The 17655-nt window shown below is 71.8% G+C and carries 19 protein-coding genes; 11 read left to right on the forward strand and 8 right to left on the reverse strand.

All coding sequences use genetic code 11. From position 1 onward, the window contains the following. Nucleotides 1–49: 49 nt before the first annotated feature. Nucleotides 50–1537 carry an LVIVD repeat-containing protein gene (locus OG625_RS33900; RefSeq protein WP_329388618.1) on the forward strand — a complete coding sequence of 496 codons (1488 nt, stop codon included), beginning with the start codon at nt 50–52 and terminating at the stop codon, nt 1535–1537. A 7-nt stretch (nt 1538–1544) separates the two neighbouring features. On the opposite strand, the gene OG625_RS33905 is transcribed toward OG625_RS33900, so the two are convergent. The 4 genes from OG625_RS33905 to OG625_RS33920 all read right to left on the reverse strand — a co-directional run bounded on the left by OG625_RS33905 (nt 1545) and on the right by OG625_RS33920 (nt 4523). After that, nucleotides 1545–2165 carry a TetR/AcrR family transcriptional regulator gene (locus tag OG625_RS33905; protein WP_329388620.1) on the reverse strand — a complete coding sequence of 207 codons (621 nt, stop codon included), beginning with the start codon at nt 2163–2165 and terminating at the stop codon, nt 1545–1547. A 103-nt stretch (nt 2166–2268) separates the two neighbouring features. Continuing rightward, on the reverse strand, nt 2269–2907 hold the full coding sequence (locus tag OG625_RS33910) for a phosphatase PAP2 family protein (protein WP_329388622.1): 639 nt from the start codon (nt 2905–2907) through the stop codon (nt 2269–2271). 44 nt (nt 2908–2951) lie between these two features. Further along, nucleotides 2952–3890, reverse strand: coding sequence for a M56 family metallopeptidase (locus OG625_RS33915; RefSeq protein ID WP_329388624.1), 939 nt, complete (start codon nt 3888–3890; stop codon nt 2952–2954). Between the two features lie 90 nt (nt 3891–3980). Next, complete coding sequence (locus OG625_RS33920; protein WP_329388626.1) at nt 3981–4523, reverse strand: DUF5134 domain-containing protein; 543 nt, start codon at nt 4521–4523, stop codon at nt 3981–3983. A gap of 187 nt (nt 4524–4710) precedes the next feature. Between OG625_RS33920 and OG625_RS33925 the strand changes: the two genes are divergently transcribed. Further along, complete coding sequence (locus tag OG625_RS33925) at nt 4711–5250, forward strand: GNAT family N-acetyltransferase (protein WP_329388627.1); 540 nt, start codon at nt 4711–4713, stop codon at nt 5248–5250. A 27-nt stretch (nt 5251–5277) separates the two neighbouring features. Here the strand turns inward: OG625_RS33925 and OG625_RS33930 are convergent, their stop codons facing one another. Together OG625_RS33930 and OG625_RS33935 are read right to left on the reverse strand one after the other, a co-directional pair. After that, nucleotides 5278–5961: a glycerophosphodiester phosphodiesterase gene (locus tag OG625_RS33930; RefSeq protein WP_329388629.1), complete on the reverse strand. Its 684-nt coding sequence runs from the start codon at nt 5959–5961 to the stop codon at nt 5278–5280. Nucleotides 5962–6152: 191 nt separating this feature from the next. Further along, complete coding sequence (locus OG625_RS33935; RefSeq protein WP_329388631.1) at nt 6153–6776, reverse strand: PadR family transcriptional regulator; 624 nt, start codon at nt 6774–6776, stop codon at nt 6153–6155. Nucleotides 6777–6825: 49 nt separating this feature from the next. Between OG625_RS33935 and OG625_RS33940 the strand changes: the two genes are divergently transcribed. The 6 genes from OG625_RS33940 (at nt 6826) to OG625_RS33965 (ending at nt 13046) form a co-directional block, all read left to right on the forward strand. Then, nucleotides 6826–7947, forward strand: coding sequence for an LLM class flavin-dependent oxidoreductase (locus tag OG625_RS33940; protein WP_329388633.1), 1122 nt, complete (start codon nt 6826–6828; stop codon nt 7945–7947). Next, nucleotides 7947–9017 carry an alpha/beta hydrolase gene (locus OG625_RS33945; protein ID WP_329388635.1) on the forward strand — a complete coding sequence of 357 codons (1071 nt, stop codon included), beginning with the start codon at nt 7947–7949 and terminating at the stop codon, nt 9015–9017. Before OG625_RS33940 ends, OG625_RS33945 begins: the two co-directional genes overlap by 1 nt. An 81-nt stretch (nt 9018–9098) precedes the next feature. Beyond that, nucleotides 9099–10505, forward strand: a complete 1407-nt coding sequence (locus OG625_RS33950) for a DUF6421 family protein (RefSeq protein ID WP_329388637.1) — start codon at nt 9099–9101, stop codon at nt 10503–10505. 26 nt (nt 10506–10531) lie between these two features. Beyond that, nucleotides 10532–11293, forward strand: coding sequence for an SDR family oxidoreductase (locus OG625_RS33955; RefSeq protein WP_329388639.1), 762 nt, complete (start codon nt 10532–10534; stop codon nt 11291–11293). After that, nucleotides 11272–12366, forward strand: coding sequence for a threonine aldolase family protein (locus OG625_RS33960; RefSeq protein WP_443067826.1), 1095 nt, complete (start codon nt 11272–11274; stop codon nt 12364–12366). Before OG625_RS33955 ends, OG625_RS33960 begins: the two co-directional genes overlap by 22 nt. A 77-nt stretch (nt 12367–12443) precedes the next feature. After that, the gene (locus OG625_RS33965; RefSeq protein WP_329388643.1) at nt 12444–13046 is read left to right on the forward strand and encodes a transglutaminase-like domain-containing protein; all 603 of its coding nucleotides are present in this window, start codon (nt 12444–12446) and stop codon (nt 13044–13046) included. Here the strand turns inward: OG625_RS33965 and OG625_RS33970 are convergent. Continuing rightward, nucleotides 12982–14220: an MFS transporter gene (locus OG625_RS33970; RefSeq protein ID WP_329388645.1), complete on the reverse strand. Its 1239-nt coding sequence runs from the start codon at nt 14218–14220 to the stop codon at nt 12982–12984. The genes OG625_RS33965 and OG625_RS33970 overlap by 65 nt on opposite strands. Before the next feature lie 80 nt (nt 14221–14300). Between OG625_RS33970 and OG625_RS33975 the strand changes: the two genes are divergently transcribed. Next, complete coding sequence (locus OG625_RS33975) at nt 14301–14861, forward strand: CGNR zinc finger domain-containing protein (RefSeq protein ID WP_329388647.1); 561 nt, start codon at nt 14301–14303, stop codon at nt 14859–14861. A gap of 107 nt (nt 14862–14968) precedes the next feature. Beyond that, nucleotides 14969–16171 carry an alginate lyase family protein gene (locus OG625_RS33980; protein ID WP_329388649.1) on the forward strand — a complete coding sequence of 401 codons (1203 nt, stop codon included), beginning with the start codon at nt 14969–14971 and terminating at the stop codon, nt 16169–16171. 65 nt (nt 16172–16236) lie between these two features. On the opposite strand, the gene OG625_RS33985 is transcribed toward OG625_RS33980, so the two are convergent. Further along, on the reverse strand, nt 16237–16959 hold the full coding sequence (locus OG625_RS33985; RefSeq protein WP_329388651.1) for a lysophospholipid acyltransferase family protein: 723 nt from the start codon (nt 16957–16959) through the stop codon (nt 16237–16239). A 230-nt stretch (nt 16960–17189) separates the two neighbouring features. Between OG625_RS33985 and OG625_RS33990 the strand changes: the two genes are divergently transcribed. After that, nucleotides 17190–17573 carry a thioredoxin family protein gene (locus OG625_RS33990; RefSeq protein ID WP_329388653.1) on the forward strand — a complete coding sequence of 128 codons (384 nt, stop codon included), beginning with the start codon at nt 17190–17192 and terminating at the stop codon, nt 17571–17573. The last annotated feature ends 82 nt before the right edge of the window (nt 17574–17655 follow it).

A 17655-nucleotide genomic window follows, 5' to 3' on the forward strand; every position in this document is an offset into this window, starting at 1 on the left:
TCCGTTCCCACCCCGAACGGAATCGATCGGACTCCCATGGGAGGGCACAGTGACCTCGCACCACAGCAGGAGACTGCGAAAAGGGAGGGTGGGGGCGGTCGTCGCGGCGGCCGGACTCCTCACCGCGCTACTGGCGGCCGGACCGGCCGCCGCCACCCCGGACCCGGGCGACTTGGCGCCCGGCTACGGCAACCAGCAGGGCGGCGCGGGCATCGCCGCCGGCCGGGAACTCGCCCCGGGCGAGATACCCGGCCAGGACGAGATCGTGCACAGTGCCAATATCAAGCCCCTGGCCAACATCCCCTCGGCCGACCCTGCCGTGATCAATTCGGACATGGCCTTCCAGGGCAGGTACGCCTACGCGGGCAACTACAACGGCTTCACGATCTACGACATCGCCAACCCGAAGGCACCGAAGACCGTCACCCAGGTGCTCTGCCCCGGCGGTCAGAACGACATCTCCGTCCTCGGTGACCTGCTCTTCCTCTCCACCGACTCCTCGCGCAGCGACGACTCCTGCAACAGCGTCTCGCAGCCCGCGACGGAGAAGTCCTCGTGGGAGGGCATAAAGATCTTCGACATCAAGGACAAGAAGAACCCCAAGTACATCAAGTCCGTGGAGACGGCCTGCGGTTCCCACACGCACACCCTGGTGCCGGGCGGCCGGGACATCTACGTCTACGTCGCCTCGTACTCCCCGAACGACGCCTTCCCCGACTGCAAGCCGCCGCACGACGGGATCTCGGTCGTGAAGGTCCCGAAGAAGGCGCCGACGCAGGCCGCGGTCGTCGGCTTCCCGGTCCTCTTCCCCGACGGCGGAAACCCGGGCGCACCCACCAACCCCGGCGTCTCCAAGACCACCGGCTGCCACGACATCACCGTGCTGCCCTCGAAGAACCTGGCCGCCGGCGCCTGCATGGGTGACGGCATCCTCTTCGACATCAGCAAGCCCGAGCAGCCACGCGTCATCGACCGGGTCCAGGACAACGTGAACTTCGCCTTCTGGCACTCGGCGAGCTTCAACGAGCGGGCGAACAAGGTGGTGTTCACCGACGAACTCGGCGGCGGTGGCGGCGCCACCTGCAACGAGGCCACCGGCCCCAACCGGGGCGCCGACGGGATCTACGACATCACCGGCAGCGGGGACCAGCGCAAGCTCGTCTTCCGCAGCTACTTCAAGATCCCGCGCCACCAGGCCGACACCGAGAACTGCGTGGCCCACAACGGCTCGCTGATCCCGGTGGGCGGCGGCCGCGACATCATGGTGCAGGCCTGGTACCAGGGCGGCATCTCGGTATGGGAGTTCACCGACTCCAGCCGGCCCAAGGAGATCGCGTACTTCGAGCGCGGACCGCTGACGACGGACCGGCTCGGCCTCGGCGGCTCCTGGTCGGCGTACTACTACAACGGGCACATCTACTCGAACGACATCGCCAAGGGCCTCGACGTGCTGAGGCTCGACGACTGGCGCACCGAGAGCGCCAAGTGGGTGTGGCTGGAACGGCTCAACGTGCAGACCCAGCCCGAGTACCACTGACCAGGGCCTAGTGAATCGTTCCGCCGGCCGGCCCGCCGTCCGGCGGAACGCCCAGCTCCCAATCCAGCCCGTACCGCTGGAACAGCTCCGCCCGCAGCCGCGCCGACGGCATCGGCGCACCCGGCAGCAGCACCGCCACCACCGCGCCCATCAACAGGGCCCGCAGCAGCGGATAGTCCGCGTCCACGTCCGGCGAGCCGTACCGCGAAACCGTGTCCCGCAACAGCTCCGCGAGCCTCTGCTGCTCCGGGCACTGCACGAAGCCCTCGGCGGTGAGGATGCCCGCCATGTGCGTCCGCATCAGCAGCGGCTCGTCCCGGGCCAGTCCGAGGATCGCGTCGATCGCGCGCGCGAGCCGCTCCCGCCCGTCGTCCGTGCGCGGCTCCCGCTCCAGCGCCGCGTGCAGGGTGAGGTGCATCAGCCGGTGCACGGCCGACTGCAGCAACTGCCGCTTGCCCGGAAAGTAGTACGAGACCAGGCCGCGCGCCGCGCCCGCCCGGTCGGCGATGTCGCCGAGCGTCGTGGCCTCGTACCCGCGCTCGGCTACGAGTTCGACCGTGGCATGGAGCAGCCGCTCCCGGGAACGTCTGCGCAATTCTTCATTGACCGATGGGCTGCGCGGGGACATGCTTACTCCTGCGTTGACTGGCTCGGAGCCAATATACTCAGCGCACGGGGTCGCCTGCTCTGGGTGACACGGGGGATCGCCCAGAGCAGGCACACCCGAACCTTCACGGCCCGGCGGCGGCGGAGCCGCGCCGGCGGACCGGAACCGTGGTCACGAGAGCCAGCAGGGCCACGCCCAGCAGCCAGCCCCCGACCACGTCCGACAGCCAGTGCACCCCCAGGTAGATCCGGGTGAATCCGACCCCGAGCACCGAAACGACGGCCAGCACCCAAGCGGCGGGTGCCCAGGCGGACGGCCGGGGGAGCAGCCACAGCAGCAGCCCGCACACCACCGTCGCCGTCAGGGCGTGGCCCGACGGGTAGGCCGCGTACTGCGCCGAGTCCACCGGGTCCGGCCACACCGGCCGTTCCCGCCCGACCAGCGCCTTCAGCCCCTGCTGCACCACCGAGGCCGCCACCACGGCCAGCGCCACCCGCCACGCCCGCTCCCGGTCGCCGAGCCACCACAACACCGCACAGGCGACGGCGGCCAGCGCCCGCATGGTCCACGGGTCCCACACCCAGTCGCTCAGCACCGCCACCAACCGGGTGACACGAGGGTGGGTGACGGCATAGGTGTGCAGATCCCCGGCCAGCTGCTCGTCGTAGGACAGCAGTGGCCGCCACACCACCACCAGCACCGTCAGGACGCTCCCGAGCAGCGCGCATCCGACGCCCGCCCACCGCAAGTGATCGCTCCGCATGCGGGTGATCCTCGCACCGGCACGCGCTCCGGACGCTCAGGCCCTCAGGCGAGGGCGCTCAGTCCCGGTACGAACGCGACCAGCAGGGGTATCGCCGGGAGCAGCGCGGCCAGCGCCGTGAGCCGGAGCCTGCGTGTCGCCGGAAGGCGGGGCTCCGCCGCCAGCAGCCGCCGCACCCGCTGGGGGACGTGCGCGTCGGGGGTCGCGCCGGGGCCGAACGCACCCCGGTCCTCGTTGAGTCCGACCAGGGCCAGCGCCACCGTGAGCCGCCCGTACCGCCGCGAGGCCGAGTCGTCGGCCGCCAGCTCCACGAGGTGGTGCATCTCCGCCTCGAAGGCCGCGAACACCGGCACCTGAGGGAACCCCCCGGCCAGCGCCCGCGAGCAGTGCAGCAGCCAGTCGTGCCGGGCGGTCGTGTGACTCTGCTCGTGCGCCAGTACGGCGTCCAGCTGGCTCCCCTTCAGCCGCCCGAGCGCCGCCGTGGTCACCACCAGCCGGGGCGCCGGCCCCGGCAGCCACCACGCGTCCGGCCGCGGACCCTCCAGTACGACGAGCCGCGCACCCACGGGGTCCTCCCCGGGCAACAGCGGGGCCCGCAGCAGCAGTTCGCTGTCCTGCGCGCGCCGCCGGGCCCGCGCCCGCAGCACCTCGCGCGTCAGCATCGCCCCGGTCCACAGCGCGCCGGCCGCCAGCGCGAGCGCCGTGCCGGCCGCCCACGGGCCGCCGGAGGGGCCGAGGGCGTAGGCGTCGACCACCCCGCGCGGCGCGGAGGCGAAGAGCCACCCGCGGACCGCCTGCCAGGCGGCCGCCGCGCTCAGCAGCATCGACAGTCCGAAGCACAGGAGCACCGCGCCGACCACGCACTGCCACACCCACAGCGCCACGACCGGCTCGCGCCCGGGCCACCGGGCCCGGGCCAGCAGGCGGGGAGCGAGCACCGCGGTCAGGGCGCCGAGCAGCAGCAGAGCGGCGGGGACCATCATGGACCTCAGCCTATGAGCCCCGGCTACCTGCGGGTACGGCCTCGGGGCATTGGTGACGCAGGACACGCCCGCACGTCGCCGTCCGCGCCCTCACATCGCGAGCAGCATGGCCAACATCCCCATCCCCATGGCCAGTCGGCAGGCCCGGGTCAACTCCGCCGAGCCTGTGGGCGGTGCGCCCGCCGGGTGTGTGACCGCGGGCCCCGCCGTGATCAGGCGGGCCCCGCCGAGCAGTACGTAGCCGGCGTAGTAGAGGAGCAGCACCCCGGTCAGCAGCGGCAGTCCGCCACTGCCACCATGCCCGGACCCGGACCCGGACCCGGATCCGGCGCCGGCTGTCAGGGCCATGTAGACCATCGCCAGCGAGCCCACCAGGTGGTGCACGTGGTGCGTCCCGCCCCGCAGCAGCCACACGGCGTGCAGGGCCGTTCCGCAGAACACCAGCCCGAGCACGGGAGCCTGCCAGCCGCCGCCGTGCCCCAGCGGCACCGCCATCAGGGCCATGCCGAAACCCATCACGGCCTCCCCGGCCGCGGCGCCGCCCGATCTCCGCACCCGCCCGAGGCAGTAGGCACCGCTCACCGCGCACAGCAGCACCAGCAGCCAGGCGGAGACGGAGGCGGAGAAGGACATGGCGGAACCGTGCACGGCACAACCCCCCGGTCGATCGGCGCTCGTCGGCGTCACGGAGGTGACGGCCGACGCAGGAGACGGTCAGGGGAAGAGATGCCCTTCTCACGCGGTGCTCACGCGGCCCCGGGATACGCTCTCCCTGCCCTACCCGGCATGTCATATGCCACCGCGCAGAACGGAGCCCCCGATGTCGACCGCCAAGCCCGCCGCCCTCAGCTTCCGCAGTGCCATGGAGGCGGACGTGACCGAGCTGGTGGCGCTCGTCGAGTCGGCGTACCGCGGTGACGCCAGCCGGGGCGGCTGGACCACGGAGGCGGACTACCTGGAAGGGCAGCGCACGGACCCGGACGGGGTCCGCCAGATCATCGACGCCCCCGATGGAACCCTGCTCGTCGTCGAGCGCGCGGACGAGCTCGTCGCCTGCTGCCAGCTCGAACACCGCGGTGACCACGCCTACTTCGGCATGTTCGCCGTCCGCCCCGGACTGCAGGGCGGCGGCCTCGGCAAGGAGATCCTGGCCGAGGCCGAACGCCGAGCCCGCGAGACGTGGGGTGCCACGGAGATGCGGATGACGGTGGTCAACGTACGGGAGGAGCTCATCGCCTACTACGTGCGGCGCGGCTACCGGCGCACCGGCGAGCTGAGCCCCTTCCCCTACGGCGACGAGCGCTTCGGCGTCCCGCTCCGCGACGACCTGGCCTTCGAGCTGCTGGTCAAGCCGCTGTAGGCCCGCAGGTCGCCGCAGGAGGTCCCGTCAGGCGGTGAAGCGGCCCGTGCTGCGGATCTCCGGGAAATCGGTGACCGCGCCGTCCAGCCCGAGGGACCGCGCCAGCCGCAGCAGGTCCAGGGTGTTGACCTCCCCGCCGATGACCCGCAGGCCGGCCGCGTGCGCCTGCTCGACGGCCTCCAGGGTGAGGCGGCGGACGTCCAGCGCGAGCGTCGTGGCACCGGCGTCCAGCGCCCGCGCGATGACGTCCCCGCCGGGGGACTCCGCCCACAGCGTGGTCCGTACCCCCGGCACCAGCCGGGCCGTCTCGGCCAGCAGCGCCGCGTCGGGCGAGGCCACTTCCACCCGCGCGGTCAGGTCCCGGCGCAGCAGCAGTTCCGCGAGCACCCCGACGGCGGCCCGGTCCCGTACGGACACCTGGAGCGGGGCCCGCACCGCGTCCAGGACCTCGTCGAGGACCGGCACGTGCTCGCCCTGCCCGGCGTCGAGCCCGCGCAGTTCGGCCAGGGTCAGATCGGCGACGGCCCCCGAACCGTCGGTGGTCCGGTCCACGTCGGGATCGTGCAGGGCGACGAGGGCGCCGTCCTTGCTCAGTCGCAGATCGAGGGCGATGACGTCCATGCCGGAACGTTCCGCTCGCAGGTAGGACCGCAGGGTGTTCTCCGGTTCGACACCCATGACCCCGCGGTGACCGATGGTGAGGAAAGTCAAGGTTCTCTCGCTTCCGTCGACGGCGGCTCCCCGCGCGGTCGCGGTGTCCCGACCGGCCGCGCGCGATGAGGACGCATGCTAGTGCGCCCCGGGTGCGAAGGGACCGCCCGTGCAGCACCCCGAACGGGGCGTTCCGGCCGCTTCCCACAGGGGTCGTACGAGACTGCGCGGCCGCCGTCGACGGCTTCGCGTCACCCGGGCGTGGGCGAGTCCCCGCCGGCTTGACGACCGGGTGCGCGGGCGGCTTCGAGCTCCGCCAGGTCGGTGAGCATGGCTTCGGCCAGGTCCAGTTCGGCCAGGTGCTGCCGCTCGCTCCAGCGCAGCGCGAGCGTGGGGAACGCCCATTCCGGTACGTCGGCCGCGTGCTCCATGGCCTCGCGCACGGCGGCCAGTTCGCCCCGGGTACGGTCCATGTGCTCGCCGACCATCGCGCGCAGCTTCTCCGGCTCGGCGAGGTGCCCGAGCCACACCCGCAGCAGCAGCCCGTGCTTGAGCACCGGCGGCCCGGCTTCGTCGGTGTCGGCCGCCCACCCGGCGAGGGCCTCGCGGCCCGCGTCGGTGATGGCGTAGCGCCGCTTGGCGCGCGCCTCCTCGGGGCCGGAGCGCGCGGAGGACGCGTACCCCCGTTCCTCCAGGCGGCGCAGCTCGGCGTAGATCTGGCTGATCGCCGGCGACCAGTAGAAGAAGCGCAGCGAGGAGTCCGCCCACTTCTTCAGCTCGTAGCCGGTCCGCTCTCCCGGAAAGGAGAGGAGGCCGAGCACGGCCCACGCGGTCGGTGGCAGCTCTTGCTTCTTCGGCTCCTGACTACTAGTCATATTCCGAATTGAAGTGAGGCCAGGCACCGGACGCAACCCTGGAGGCACAGTGAAATTCTCCGTCATCTTTGAGGCTCAGCTTGCGGACCCGACGGTGGATCGGGAGCACCAGGTGATCCGCGACTGCGTCGAGCAGGCCGTGCTCGCCGAGAGCATGGGCTTCGACCGGATCTGGGCCGTGGAGCACCACTCCTTGAAGTGGTACGCGCACATGAGTGCCCCCGAGATCTTCCTGACCTGGGTCGCGGCCAGGACGAACACCATACGCATCGGGCACGGCGTCGTGTGCATGCCCTTCAACTTCAACCACCCGGTGCGGGTCGCCGAGCGGGCCGCCATGCTCGACCTGCTCTCCGGCGGCCGGCTCGACCTGGGAGCCGGGCGCGGGGGCACCGAGCAGGAGACCTCGCTGTGCGGGGTGGACAGGGACCGCACCACGGCCGAGGTCGAAGAAGCCCTGCGGATCATCGGCAAGGCCTGGCAGGAGGAGGAGCTGGAGTACCACGGTGAGCTGATCGACATCGACCCGCACCCGATCCTGCCGAGGCCGAAGCAGACCCCGCATCCGCCGCTGTTCCTCGCGTGCAGCCGGGGCGAGACCCTCGTGCAGGCCGCCGAGCTGGGGATCGGGGCCCTGGTGATGGGCTTCGCCGGACCGGAGTCGATCGTCGGGATGCGGTCCGTCTACGACGCGGCGATCGCCGGGCGGGACGGCAGCCGGTTCGTGTCCACCGTGGTCAACGACCACTTCTCGGTGCTCTGCCCGACCATCGTGCTCGACGACCGGGAGGAGGCGCGGCGGATTGGCATCCGGGGGCAGCGGTTCTTCGCCCAGTCCATCGGTCACTGGTACGGCGGGGCGGGCATCCCGGACGAGGCGGTGGTCGTGGGCGCCGACGAGGCCGCGGAGATGCGCAGGGCCGCCGAGCAGGTGGTGGCCCGGCTGCACGAGCTGGACATCCCCGTCCGCCCCACCTCCACCGCCACCTTCAACGCCGACCACGCCTACGGCACCGCCGACGACGCCATCGCCTACGTGGAACGGCTCCGGGAGGCGGGGGCCGACGAGATCATGTGCCTGATCCAGATGGGCACGGTCGAGCAGGAGGCGTGCCTGGAGACGCTGCGGCAGTGGGGCGAGAAGGTCATCCCGCACTTCCGGGGGGCGTGATGACCCACACCCCGCGCCCGGCGGCCCACGACGGTCCGGCCGCCCACCAGGATCCGGCGGCCCACCTGGATCCGGCCGCCCGTCTCGATCCCGCAGCCCGGCCCTACCTCGACGCCCTCACCGCAGCCTTCCCCGACGTCGGCGGGCGCGTCACCGACGCCGACGAGGCGCGGCGGATCCTCGCGGCCGCGCCGCGCCCGGCCGCCGCGCGGCCCCGGGTCGGCGCCGTGGAGTACCGGACGGTGCCCGGCCCGCCGGGAGCCCCGCCGATCCCCGTACGGATCTACCTGCCCGACCCGGAGGAATGGCCCGGGCCCCGCCCGACCGTGGTGTTCTGCCACGGCGGGGGCTGGGTGCTCGGCGACCTCGACACCTACGACACCACCGCCCGCGGCATCTCCCGCGGGGCCGGCGCCGCCGTGGTCTCGGTCGACTACCGGCGGGCCCCCGAGCACCGCTTCCCGGCCGCCCTGGAGGACGCCCACGCGGCCCTGTGCTGGGCCGGGGGCCACCTCGACGAGCTGGGAGGCGCCCGGGGGGCCCTGGTGGTCGCCGGGGACAGCTCAGGGGGCAACCTCGCCGCCGCCTCGGTGCTGATGGCGCGGGACCACCGGCAGTACAGGGGGCCGGCCGTCGCCCTCCAGGTGCTGGTCTATCCCGCCCTGGACGCCGCCCAGGACAGCGACTCCTACCGGGCCGACGCCGAGGGCTGCTTCCTGACCGCCGCGCACATGCGCTGGTTCTGGGCGCAATACCTCGGGCCGGAGGGCCCGGCGGACCATCCGCTGGCCTCGCCGCTCGGCGCGGACCTGGCGGGGCTGCCGCCGGCCCACGTGGTCGTCGCCGGGTGCGATCCGCTGCGGGACGACGGGGCGGCGTACCACCGCCGGCTGGCCGAGAGCGGGGTTCCTTCCGTCCTTGACGTCCGTCCCGGGCTGTTCCACGGCTTCCTCGCGCTGGCCGGAGTGCTGCCGGAGGCTCGCGAGGCGCTGGAGCAACTGTGCGGAGCCATAGCTTCCACCCTTTCGGACGGGAAGACTTCCGGTGAAGGAGGGGGTGACGCAGGATAATTTCCCGCTTTACCTCTTGAACGGGAGAGCCTCATATGCCTACGCTGCCTTGACGTGAGGTTCTCCTGTGGAGGAAGTGACATGACGGAAACTCTTGTGCCGGGCATCGGCGGGGCCGCAATAACCGCCGGGGCGCGGGTGGTCGACCACCCCGCGTGGCCCGAGCTCAAGGCCGCCGTGGAGGAGATCCGCCCCTGGCAGGCCAAGGACGGCTCGATCGACTTCGAGGCCGAGGGCGCACCCGCCCAGCACACGGCCGAGGCCGCCGTCGGGCGCGTGATCCGCGCCGTCGAGGAGCTCTCCCCGCTGCTTCCGCACGCCACCGCGTACCACGAGGCGCTGGTCAGCGACCTGCGCAAGTGGGCCGCGGGCGGCTTCGAGGTGCCCGACTTCCTCGACTCCCTGCTGGCCTTCCACCCGGCCGCCGAGCGCGCCGACGGGCTCCAGCACCTCGTCGTCTTCCCGATGTACACGCAGAACGGCAACCCGGACCGCAACCTGGAGGCCGTCGCGCTCAAGATGGTGTGGCCCGAGTGGCTCGCCGAGCTGGAGCGCACCCGGTACGACAACCCGCTCTTCCTCGGCATCACCTTCGAGGACTTCACCGCGGGCTACGACACCCACTCCGCCGTGCTGTTCCCGGAGACCATCGCCGTGCGCGAGGCCCCCGAGCGCTTTACGTGGGGCGGCATCTTCTGCGACCGCGAGGCCGCGCGCTTCCGCAAGGTCACCCAGGCCGCCGTCGACATCCTCGGCGTCGACCTGCCCGCCGACATCGCCGCCATGGTCATCGACCAGGAGCGCTGCGAGAAGGCGTTCGTCCTGTGGGACATGGTCCACGACCGCACCCACAGCCACGGCGACCTGCCGTTCGACCCCTTCATGATCAAGCAGCGCCAGCCGTTCTGGATGTACGGCCTGGAAGAGCTGCGCTGTGACCTCACCGCCTTCAAGGAGGCCGTGAAGCTGGAGTCCGAGGGCAACGAGCACGGCCGTGACGTGCAGTACGCCGTCCTCTTCGACCGGATGTTCCGCTTCCCCGTCTCCGGTGACCGCAACCGCAACTACGACGGCCTCGGCGGCCAGCTGCTCTTCGCGTACCTCCACAAGCACGACGTGGTGCGCTGGACGGACAACAAGCTGAAGATCGACTGGATGCGCGCCCCGCAGGTCACCAACCAGCTGTGCGCCGAGATCGAGGACCTCTACCGGGCCGGCATCGACCGCCCGAAGCTCGTTCACTGGTTCAAGGCCTACGAGCTGGTCTCGACCTACCTCGCCCCGCACCCGGGATCCAAGTGGGCCAAGGGTCCCGACGCGCTCGACATGACGCAGCCGCCGCGCAAGCTGGTGGACGACGTGCTTCCGGACGAGTTTCCGCTCAGCATGTTCTTTGAGGCGCTCGCCAAGAAGCTCAAGGGAGTGATCGCCTCCACGAAGGGCATCACCGCCCTGAATGCCGAGCAGGTCGAGCGAGTCGCCGCGTGAGCGCTCGCCCACAGGAGGCTGCACAGATGAACGGCTCCGGGAACGGCAACGGAAAGCTGCACGGAGCGGTGGTGGCGGTGGCCGGGGCCGGCGGGCCCGCCGGCCGCGCCACCCTGCTCCGCCTCGCCGAGGCGGGCGCGATCGTCGTCGCCTCCGACGCCGATCCGGCGCGGCTGGCGGAGGCCGTGGACGCGGCGCGCTACGCGCACGGCGGCGCCACGATCACCGGTGACACCGTGGACCTGCTCGACCTGGCCGCCACCCAGGCCTGGGCCGAGCAGACCGAGAAGGAGTTCGGCCGGATCGACGGCCTGGTCCACCTCGTCGGCGGCTGGCGCGGCAGCAAGACCTTCACCGACGTCGACCTCGCGGACTGGGACTTCCTGGAGAAGCTCCTCATCCGCACCGTCCAGCACACCTCGCTCGCCTTCCACGACGGGCTGCTGCGCAGCGACCGCGGCCGCTACGTGCTGGTCAGCCAGTCCGGCGCGCACAAGCCGGTCGCCAACAACGCCGCGTACAACGCGGGCAAGGCGGCGGCCGAGGCGTGGACCCTCGCCATGGCCGACTCCTTCCGCAAGGCCGGGGGAGACGAGGATCCGGGGGCTGCTGCTGCGATCCTGGTGATCAAGGCACTGGTGCACGACGCGATGCGCGCCGAGCGTCCCAATGCGAAGTTCGCGGGCTTCACCGACGTGAAGGAGCTGGCCGAGGCCATCGCCGGCGTCTGGGAGCGGCCCGCAATCGATGTGAACGGACAGCGTCTGTGGCTCACTCCGCAACCGTGAGAACCGACCTCGGGAAGACCGACGCCCGCCGCCACCACGATCCCGCGGTCCGGGGTTTCGCGAGCGACAACTACGCCGGGGTGCACCCGGAGGTCCTGGCTGCCGTCGCGCTGGCCAACGGCGGCCACCAGGTCTCGTACGGCGACGACGAGTACACCGAACACCTGCAGAAGATCTTCCGCAGCCACTTCGGCCCGTACGCGGAGGCCTTCCCGGTCTTCAACGGCACGGGCGCCAACGTCACGGCCCTCCAGGCCATGACGGACCGCTGGGGCGCCGTGATCTGCGCCAAGACCGCCCACATCAACGTGGACGAGGGCGGCGCGCCGGAGCGGATGGCGGGCATCAAGCTGCTCGCCGTCCCCACCCCGGACGGCAAGCTCACCCCCGAGCTGATCGACCAGGAGGCCTGGGGCTTCGAGGACGAGCACCGGGCGATGCCGCAGGTCGTGTCGATCACCCAGAACACCGAACTGGGCACCGTCTACACCCCCGACGAGATCCGCGCGATCTGCGAGCACGCCCACGGGCTGGGCATGAAGGTCCACCTGGACGGGGCCCGGATAGCCAACGCCGCGGCCTCGCTCGACGTGCCGATGCGGGCGTTCACCAACGCGGTGGGCGTGGACGTGCTGTCGTACGGCGGCACCAAGAACGGGATGATGTTCGGCGAGGCCGTGGTGGTGCTCAACCCGGACGCGGTCCGGCAGATGAAGCACATCCGCAAGATGTCGATGCAGCTCGCGTCCAAGATGCGGTTCGTGTCGGTGCAGCTGGAGGCGCTGCTCGCCAAGGACCTGTGGCTGCGCAACGCTCGGCACGCCAACGCGATGGCGCAGCGACTGGCCGCGGGTGTCCGCGAGACCGACGGCGTGGAGCTCCTCTATCCGGTGCAGGCGAACGGGGTGTTCGCGCGGCTGCCGCAAGAGGTGTCACGGCGACTGCAGAAGCGTTTCCGCTTCTACTTCTGGGACGAGAGCGCCGGCGACGTCCGCTGGATGTGCAGTTACGACACCCAGGAAGAGGACGTCGACGCCTTCCTCCAGGCCCTGAAGGAAGAGCTGGCACGCTAGAACCCAAGTCTGCATAGCTATACCCTCGACTGTAAATCTATTGATCTACGGTCGGGGGCATAGTTATGCTCCGGGGTATGCAGCTGATCCAACAGAACCCCGATATTCACGCCTACCTGGCGTCGGATGAGGCGATCGACCACTGGCATCCCCTGGTGCAGGAAACTGCCGAGGCCCTCTGGGATGCCACCGGCGACGCATATTCATACGCCAAAACCGCCTTCGAGTTCGTCCGCGACACCATCCCGCACTCCGCGGACTCCGGCGATCCGCGGGTCGCCTGGCGGGCCTCCGACGTCCTCGCCACGCGCAACGGCATCTGCTACGCCAAGGCCCACGCCCTCGTCGCCCTGCTGCGCGCCCAGGGCATCCCGTCGGGGCTGTGCTACCAGCTCCTCGGTGATGACGGCGACGGGGCGAACGCCGTGATCCACGGCCTGGTCGCCGTCCGGCTGCCCGGCAGTGAGAGCTGGGCCCGGGTGGACCCGCGCGGCAACAAGCCCGGGGTGGACGCGCAGTTCAGCCTCGACGCGGAGCAACTGGCCTTCCCCGTACGCCCGGAGCTCGGCGAGGTCGACTATCCCGAGCTGTACGCGGCCCCGCACCCGGCCACCCTCAAGGCGCTCCAGGGCTCCGCCGACCGGCCGGAGCTGTGGCGAAACCTGCCGACGGCCCTGTGACCGCCATTCCGGGTGCGGGCCGGCGCCCTATCGTCAGTACGTGCACCAGCGCCCCGGCGAACTGAAGTCCGGCGATCCCGGTCACCAGCATCCACGCCGGCGCTTCGGCGGCGAGCCCCACGAGGGCGGCGCCGACCGACGCCGCCGTCATCTTCAGCCCCGCCCCCAGGGTGAACACCTGAGTCCGCACCCCGTCCGGGGCGTAGTCCGCGCGGATCCGGAGCGTGGCCGTGAGCAGCGGGCCGTCGCACACCCCGGCCACCGCGAACAACACCGCCGTGACCGCGACGGACGGGGTGAACGCGGCCGCGGTCAGGGCCACCCCCGTCCCGGCCAGCGCCCACCGCACCAGCCGGCCGGGCTCCACCGACGTCATCCGGCCCAGCGTGAGCGAGCCCGCCAGTGCGCCGACCGCGAAGGCGGTCATCAGCACGCCCCCGGCGCCCGGGCTGCCGAGCCCGGTGGCGAGGAGCACCGCGGTGGTGGTGAGCGCGCCGATGCCGACGAAGGCCAGGGTCGTTGCCGAGGTGATGGCCCGCAGCTCCCGGACCCGCCACAGTGCGGTGAGCCCCGCGCCCGCCCCGGCGAGGGCCCCGTGCCGCGGCCCGCCCGCGCTCGGAGCCTCGTACGGGAGGGTCGCGGCCAGCGTTGCCGCCAGCGCCGTGGAGGCGGCCAGGACCCCCATCGCCGGCCCGGCCGAGACCATCGCCGCGACCAGGCTGACCACCGCCGGGGCGGCGACCGCCGAGGCGTTGTAGGTGGAGGCGTCCCAGCCGTACGCCCGGTCGCGCCCGGGCCCGGCCGGGACCAGCCCCGTGACCAGGCTGGACAGCCCGCCCGTGACCATCGGCCCGCAGGTCCCGCCGAGCGCCGCCACCGCGAAGACCAGCGCCACCGGGGCCCGGCCCAGCAGCAGGGACAGGGTGGCCGCGGCGGCCGTGAACCCGGCCAGCGCCCCGACGTAGAAGAGCCGCGGCCTGCGCGTCCGGGCGGCGGCGGCGCCCGCGAGCGGGGCCGCCAGGATGTTCGGAACCAGCCAGGCGGTCAGGACGAACGCCCCGTGTGCCGCGCTCCCGGTGCGCTCCAGTGCGAGCAGCACCACGGCCATGCCCATGCCCTCGTTGGCGAAGCGCGCTGCCAGCGCCGCCGCCAGGTAACGCCCGAACCCACCCATTCCGGACCCCCGTGCGTTGTGTAACGTGATAGGCGGACAAGACGTTACGTCATTCGAGTGTACGAGGAAAGGATCCAGTCGTGGTGGACTCCGGAGGGGGCTTCTCGGCCGTGCGGCGGCTGATCGACCTTGCCGAGGCGGTCCGCGCCACCCCCGACCTGCCCCGTTCCGACCTCGCGGAGCTGCTCGGCGGACACGGGGAGCGCCCCGCCGACCTCACCGAGGCTGCCTTCCCCGAGGCGAGTGCGGCGGAACTGCGCGCCGCCGCCCGGCGGATGGGGGAGGTGCTCGCGGAGGGCGACGAGGACCGGGCCGCCCGGGCGCTCAACGCCCTGTTCGAGGAGTGCGCCACCCGCCCCCGGTTGACCCGGCACGACGGGCACCCCTGGCACCTGCACGTGGACCGGGGCGAAGGGGCCGGCTGGGGCGACTGGTTCCTGGCTTCCGGCGCCCTCGCACTCGCCCAGCTGCTGACGGAGTACGGGCGGATCGCCTGGGGTGCCTGCGCGGCCGCGGGCTGCGGGCGGTTCTTCCTGGCCACCGGGCCGGGCAGTGCCCGCCGGTACTGCTCCGGCACGTGCGCGACCCGCGCCCGGGTCGCGGCCCACCGCCGGCGGCTGCGCGAAGCCGGTAGCAGCTGATAGGAAACTTTCTTGTCGGACATCGTTGTCAGCTTGGCATGGGCATGAGTATCTTCGGGCCACCGGCCCCCCTTTCTCCGGCGCCCCCTCCCACCGGAAGGCCCCCCATGCGTTTCGGAATCCCCGCAGGGCTCGCCGCCCTGACCCTCGGCTTAGCCGCGACACTGCTTCCCGCCCCGACCCTGGCGGCGCCCGCAGCGCCCGCCGCAGTCGCCGCCCCCGACCGGTTCGCGCACCCCGGAGTCCTCAACAGCCGCGCCCAGTTGGACTTCGTCCGGACCCAGGTGCAGGCCGGCCGCCAGCCGTGGAAGGCGGCGTACGACCAGATGCTGGGGAGCAAGTACGGCTCACTGACCCGCACCCCGAAACCGCGCGCGGTCGTCGAGTGCGGCTCGTACTCGAACCCGAACATCGGCTGCACCGACGAGCGCGAGGACGCCATCGCGGCCTATAGCCACGCACTCGCCTGGTACATCACCAAGGACGCGAGGTACGCCCGGAAGTCCATCGAGCTGATGGACGCCTGGTCCGCGACCATCAAGGACCACACCAACAGCAACGCGCCGCTGCAGAGCGGCTGGGCGGGCTCCACCTGGCCGCGCGCCGCCGAGATCATCAAGCACACGTACACCGGCGGTTGGCCGAACCAGGGGCGTTTCGCGACGATGCTGCGCGAGGTCTACCTGCCCGAGGTGATCGGCGGGAAGCCGAACAGCAACGGCAATTGGGAACTGATCATGATGGACGCCGCCGTCGGGATCTCCGTCCACCTCGACGACCGCGCGAACTACGACAAGGCCATGGGCATCTACCTCGGCCGCGTCCCCGCCTACTTCTACCTGGCGTCCGACGGAGCGCAGCCCGCCTACCCGCCGCGTTCGGGCATCGACACCAGGAGCGAGCTGATCGACTACTGGCACGGCCAGAGCACCTTCGTGGACGGACTGGCCCAGGAGACCTGCCGGGACTTTGGCCACACCGGCATGGGCATCGCGGCGACCATGCACGTCGCCGAGACCTCACGGATCCAAGGCCGCGACCTGTACCCGCAGTTCAAGGACCGCTTCCGGCACGCGCTCGGCTTCCACGCGAAGTACGAACTCGGCGCGGCGGTCCCCTCCTGGCTCTGCGGCGGCACGGTCACCAAGGGGATCGGCCCGGCCACCGAGGTCGGCTACAACGCCCTGAACACCCGGCTCGGCATCACCATGGAGAACACCCGCAAGCTCACCGAGGGGCGGCGCCCCGCGGGCACCGAGAACCACTTCGAGGCCTGGGAGACCCTGACCCACGCCGCGAACCCCAACTGAGCGCCGGACACGGCGATGCGACGGCCCCGCGCCGCGGGGCCGTCGCATCCGTACTCTCGGGCGGGTCAGCCCGCCTCGCGGACCTCGGCAGCCGTCGGCGCGGTACCGCCCAGGTGGGCCGGGAGCCACCAGGAGTCGGTGGCGTCCTTGGGCTTGGCCGGGTAGGCGCTCTGCGCCGAGTCGAGCAGCTCCTGCACCCGCTCGCGCAGCCTGCGCGTGATCGCACCGGCGTACTGGTCGGTCGGCGCCTCGATCGGCTCGCCGACCCGCATCGTCACCGGGATGTGGCTGCGCTTCAGGTTCTTCGGGCGGCCCTTGGTCCACAGGCGCTGGGTGCCCCACAGCGCCACCGGGATCAGCGGGACCCCGGCCTCCTGCGCCATGCGCGCCGCACCCGACTTGAAGCTCTTGAGAGTGAAGGACTGGGAGATCGTCGCCTCCGGGAACACCCCGATGATCTCGCCCGACCGCAGCGAGTCGAGGGCGTGCTGGTACGCCGTCTCACCCTGCGTGCGGTCCACCGGGATGTGCTTCATGGCGCGCATCAGCGGCCCCGACACCCGGTGCCGGAAGACCGACTCCTTCGCCATGAAGCGCACGAGCCGCTTCTGCGGCCGCGCGGTCAGGCCGGCGAAGATGAAGTCGAGGTATCCGATGTGGTTCGACACCAGGACCGCCCCGCCCTGGCGCGGGATGTTCTCGGTGCCCTTCATGTCGATGCGGATGTCGAGCGCCCGGAACAGCGTGTGCGCGGCGCCGATCACCGGGGGGTAGATGAGCTCAGCCATGGTGCGGAGACCCCGCTTTCTGCCTGGGGAGGTGCTCCCGGCCGGAAGTTACGGCAGCGTAGGTACGCGGCCATGGGGATCGTGCCCCATACGCGGGCTGCTGGCCAGTCCAGATGCCCGTGCCCGGGGAGATTCTCGTCACGCCGGGAATGCCGCAGGTGCGAGCCGCGCTCCGATCGTCATACGGGCGTACGGCGATGATGTACGCGTACGAAGGTGGATGAAGCCGGATGAAGGCGGGCGAAGGCGTGGCGGAGGCGGGAGTTCGGGTGCCCGGGCGAGCGGACGGTGCCGCGCGGCCGGGTGTGGTGGAGCTGGGCGAGGCGGAGCTGGGTGCGGTGCCGGGGGAGCGGGCCAGCCTCGTGCAGTTCTCCAGCGCCTTCTGCCAGCCCTGCCGGGCCACCCGGCGGATCCTCGCCGAGGTCGCGTCGATGGTCGAGGGGGTCGTGCACATCGAGATCGACGCGGAGGAGCGGCTGGACCTCGTACGGGCCCTCGGCATCGAGAAGACCCCGACCGTGCTCGTGCTGGACTCGGCGGGCCGCGTGGTGCGGCGGGCGGCCGGGATGCCGCGCAAGGTGGACGTGATCGCCGCCCTGGGGGCTGCCGTATGACGCGCCGCCGGGGCCCCGGCCGGGCCTGATCCCGGAGGGCGGGTGCCCTGGGCGGGGGTTAGGGCGGGCCCTGGGCTGGGCC

This window comes from Streptomyces sp. NBC_01351, from assembly GCF_036237315.1.
In the GTDB taxonomy this organism is placed as follows: Bacteria; Actinomycetota; Actinomycetes; order Streptomycetales; family Streptomycetaceae; genus Streptomyces.

Coding starts and splice junctions, on each gene's coding strand:
- OG625_RS33905 (WP_329388620.1), bottom strand. CDS start 2,165: ATGTCCCCGCGCAGCCCATCGGTCAATGAAGAATTGCGCAGACGTTCC.
- OG625_RS33910 (WP_329388622.1), bottom strand. CDS start 2,907: ATGCGGAGCGATCACTTGCGGTGGGCGGGCGTCGGATGCGCGCTGCTC.
- OG625_RS33915 (WP_329388624.1), bottom strand. CDS start 3,890: ATGATGGTCCCCGCCGCTCTGCTGCTGCTCGGCGCCCTGACCGCGGTG.
- OG625_RS33920 (WP_329388626.1), bottom strand. CDS start 4,523: ATGTCCTTCTCCGCCTCCGTCTCCGCCTGGCTGCTGGTGCTGCTGTGC.
- OG625_RS33925 (WP_329388627.1), top strand. CDS start 4,711: ATGTCGACCGCCAAGCCCGCCGCCCTCAGCTTCCGCAGTGCCATGGAG.
- OG625_RS33935 (WP_329388631.1), bottom strand. CDS start 6,776: ATGACTAGTAGTCAGGAGCCGAAGAAGCAAGAGCTGCCACCGACCGCG.
- OG625_RS33945 (WP_329388635.1), top strand. CDS start 7,947: ATGACCCACACCCCGCGCCCGGCGGCCCACGACGGTCCGGCCGCCCAC.
- OG625_RS33950 (WP_329388637.1), top strand. CDS start 9,099: ATGACGGAAACTCTTGTGCCGGGCATCGGCGGGGCCGCAATAACCGCC.
- OG625_RS33955 (WP_329388639.1), top strand. CDS start 10,532: ATGAACGGCTCCGGGAACGGCAACGGAAAGCTGCACGGAGCGGTGGTG.
- OG625_RS33965 (WP_329388643.1), top strand. CDS start 12,444: ATGCAGCTGATCCAACAGAACCCCGATATTCACGCCTACCTGGCGTCG.
- OG625_RS33970 (WP_329388645.1), bottom strand. CDS start 14,220: ATGGGTGGGTTCGGGCGTTACCTGGCGGCGGCGCTGGCAGCGCGCTTC.
- OG625_RS33980 (WP_329388649.1), top strand. CDS start 14,969: ATGCGTTTCGGAATCCCCGCAGGGCTCGCCGCCCTGACCCTCGGCTTA.
- OG625_RS33985 (WP_329388651.1), bottom strand. CDS start 16,959: ATGGCTGAGCTCATCTACCCCCCGGTGATCGGCGCCGCGCACACGCTG.
- OG625_RS33990 (WP_329388653.1), top strand. CDS start 17,190: ATGAAGGCGGGCGAAGGCGTGGCGGAGGCGGGAGTTCGGGTGCCCGGG.